Source organism: Pseudoalteromonas sp. SG43-7 (assembly GCF_014164295.1).
GTDB classification, from domain to species: Bacteria; Pseudomonadota; Gammaproteobacteria; order Enterobacterales; family Alteromonadaceae; genus Pseudoalteromonas; species Pseudoalteromonas rhizosphaerae.
The window spans coordinates 1-3609 of sequence record NZ_JACJEY010000116.1; the positions used below are offsets into that span (position 1 = coordinate 1).

At 40.8% G+C, this 3609-nt stretch carries 3 protein-coding genes and 1 pseudogene; all 4 read right to left on the reverse strand.

All coding sequences use genetic code 11. From position 1 onward, the window contains the following. Positions 1–390: 390 nt before the first annotated feature. Complete coding sequence (locus H5200_RS22870; RefSeq protein WP_182762777.1) at positions 391–738, reverse strand: immunity protein YezG family protein; 348 nt, start codon at positions 736–738, stop codon at positions 391–393. Between the two features lie 32 nt (positions 739–770). Next, entirely contained in the window at positions 771–1271 is a 501-nt protein-coding gene (locus H5200_RS22875; protein ID WP_182740939.1) for a hypothetical protein, read from the reverse strand. Positions 1272–1304: 33 nt separating this feature from the next. Continuing rightward, complete coding sequence (locus tag H5200_RS22880; RefSeq protein WP_259398159.1) at positions 1305–2051, reverse strand: immunity 49 family protein; 747 nt, start codon at positions 2049–2051, stop codon at positions 1305–1307. Positions 2052–2061: 10 nt separating this feature from the next. Continuing rightward, positions 2062–3609: pseudogene (locus tag H5200_RS22885) on the reverse strand (hypothetical protein); the annotation flags it as partial.

A 3609-nucleotide genomic window follows, 5' to 3' on the forward strand; every position in this document is an offset into this window, starting at 1 on the left:
GGCCCATCAAAGGTGACAATGTTGCTGTCGAGGGTGAGTATATTGGTAGCGATGATGGTGGCGTTGCCTTGGCTATCGAGTTTAATTTCGCCGCCGGCGTTATGAATGATTAAATCGCCTTGCCCGGAGCCTGTGATGTTAATTGACTTACTGGTTTGTAAAAACGTTGAGCCATTTGGTATGTTGCGCTTTTACTCTTTAAGGGCAGCGCCTCTTAACCTCTTTGTGAATAATTCACTTAAACTATTTTGTGCACAAAGAGGAAAGAATGAGCTGTAAATGATGGAGTTAACTAGAAAAGCAAGTTAAGGCTAGGGCGCTAATTTGTAGCGCCTAGCCTCACAACATCAATTATTTTACGTGTTGTTAAAGAGCGGGTTAAATTAATACTTAACGTGTTTGAACAGCAGTAATTACTTCTTCTTCATCGTTATTATCGCGCTCAAAGTTTAAGTTAAACTGGCCTTGACGAGTGATAGTAAAAATAGCGCGCTGCCAATCCTCAACTTCGTTTTTAATCGCATGGTCAAATAATGTTTTAAACAGCGCTGTTATATTTTCAGATGCAGCAATTGCATGCCTTGTTTTGTCATCTGTTTTAATAAAGTGAGCTTTGCATTCTGATACTTTATTATTTGCGCAATCTAAAATAAGATGAGCTTCAAGCCACGGCTCATTTATTTGCTGGTACAAGTATTGCCCAAGTTGTTGGGGGATGTTTTTTATTTCAGGTCGCATGTGCTGTCCTTAGCGTTTTCTATATAAGTTAATTATTGCTCAATGAGTACGACGATAGATTTACCTTGCTCAGCCGCATCTCTAAAGGTTACAAAGTATTTATCTCGAACTAGCTCATAGGCTTCGGGGTTTACTTCATCGTCTCCATCCTTTTCAATTTCAGCAATAATTTGCTGCCCTTCTAAGTTGCTAATATCAAAATTGTATTCTTCCTCCATTATCGCGTATAAATCTTTAACCATATCCGCAGGAAAAAAACCAAAGCTACCGCTGATATCCGCATCGGGTGGGAGTAGTTTGTGAGGATAAAAATTAAAGCTAGCAATCAATAATAAACGGCTATTACCCGCAATGGCGTCCCATAATTGCAACGCAGGCTCAAAGCCACGCAAATTTATTTCAATGCTTTGCCAATGAATGGCTTCTTTTTGAGTTATGTCTAATAACTGTTGGTATTTACTTTCATCATCACCGTCAAGCGAAGTAGGGTATCTATCTTCGTCAATAAGTGATAAGTGAATTAAACTGCTCATAGATAATAGGCTCGTGTTGTGTGATTATCGAAACTAATCAATTAAAAATAAAGGTAAATATAGTGAATCGGTTTGGCATTGCCAACCATGCATGTCTTTGCCTAACTTTGCCATAGTAAGAGCATTTAAACAGATAAAGCCTTCTTCCATATCTTTTAAATCACCAAATTTACATTCATCTTTATGCCAAGTTATGGCTTTGTCGATACTAGTTTGCCAACGCAATTCATCACCTGAGACTAAGGCCGAGATTGCTTCTAATAAAGGAAGTATATATTGCAGTACATCTTTGTCTTTAGTGTTTTTGGCTTCAAGTAAAGCAGCCTCAACATCATCTTTATTAATAGTTTGGCCTGTACCAATCGCTTTTAATAGTTCAGCGTATTGGAGTTTTGCTTGATGTTGAACGCTGGATAACTTTATTTCACTGTGTTTAAGCTTTTCTAAAACATCCTGCTCAGCAAAGAGAAGAACAACATTTAGCTCTTGTTGAATAGTCCAATCGTTATTACTCGTTTTTAATTTAGGGTCGAAGCCGCATAAAAAAGCAAACGGTGCTGCTTTTTCAAAATTGGGTTTTACTTCTGAGTGCTCTTCGAGTGCGTATTTAGCGTATGCAAGCATAAAATAGAAATCGGTTATTTTAAATACGCTATTTTTATTTTGTTCAGGGGTTCTAGTATTATCTTGAAAACGCTCTATCCATGCGGCCAAATGGCTGTTTGCACGTGAGATGTTTTCTTCTATATTTTCTATCGATAGTTGGTTTAACTGTAGCATTATCAATTCTCTATGGTAAAGGTTGTAATTTTCCTTCGACGACTTGACCGCCTTTTTCAACGGCTTCAATAACAATTTTATTTAACGGTATATCTAAGTCATTCGCATTGAATAAGTCGTTGCCTAGTGTATTTTGAGCCGGATATTTCTTGGATTTTCTCATGCTTTTAATTGTATTTTTTATCCACTTCGTGGTCATTTGATCGCCTTTCTTAGCTCCTTTAGTGAGCTCGGCGCCAGGTCCCTTAGCTTCAACGATAAAGTATTCTAGCACGTTGCCATTTTTATCCCGCTGAGCCCATACTTGGTCAAAACCGGGGCCCGGACCAAAGCCTAGCTCCATTTTCGCAGGTGGCGGGGGCTTATAAAAGTGTTGTGCCATATAGGCACTTGCTGCACGTTCACCTTTAACTTCGGTAAGTTTTGCTTTAAATGCACCAATGCGATGGCTTGAGTCACCATTTTTAATAGCGTCATCTAGTTTGTTCTTATAAGCCGTTTCATAAGCAGCTAAGTTTTTATAATGGGCATCAAGGGCTGGGTTTCTGACTCGCTTAAGCGCTGCAGCCCCTTTTAAATCATTCCCTTTCGGCGGCTTAAGCTCATTGGCAACGGTTTTCTTCGGTTTACCCACTACACCTGTACTTGCCGGTGGCTCAAACTCATCGAGGGCTTTATTTACGCGATTGCCGATATCGTTTGCGGCGGTTTTAACGCCTTGGTCAATTTTTGGGGTGACTTCATCAAGCTGTTTGACCATGGCTTGCATGCCGTCAATGGCTGAGTCTGGCAGTAGGAGGTCGTATTTCCAGCTGGTTGAAATATCATTAAGAGTATCTCTAAAGCTTTTAATAACTGCTTTTACTTCACTGGCGGCTTGCTTGCCCAAATTTTGCCAGTTTATTTCCCGTAAGTATTTTACTGGGTCGCCTTTACCGAGCTTGCGTAGCACTGCAATGGCGGCTTCCATTGACTCACCACTATTTTTAATTACAACTTTACCCACACCTTTTATAGCAGAGCCTAATAATGGAACCAAACCAATGGCGGTTAGGGTAAAGGCTATCCAACCGTCGCTGTCATTGGCTTTGTCATCATCGGTGAGTAATACGGTATTTGCACAAATATCACGAATGTCCATGATTTGGTCAACCACCGGTATCATCGAGATAATGGTACCCACAACGATTTGTGAGGTGCTGGGGTTTTTATTAAAGTCACCTTGCAGTGTGCCCCATAACCAATCGCCTGCTTGGTTGGCTAAATTGCCAGCCTCTTCCAGTTTTGCAGTGTTACCGCTATTGATCATGTGCACAGCATCAGCGGTGGTTATTTGCCCATACAACGGGTTTGGTGTGGTGTTATCTTCAGGCTGAAAATCGCGACTGTCTTCGCCGTATTTAACACTGAACTGACCGCTGGGAATATTGCTGAGTTGTGCTTGTCCACTGTCATCTAGTTGCCCGGTCGCTTGCGTTCCATCATCAAAGGTAATGGTGTAGGGCGCATTTTTAACCGGGCTGCCGTCTTGGTAAACGTATTCTAAATCGACCACACT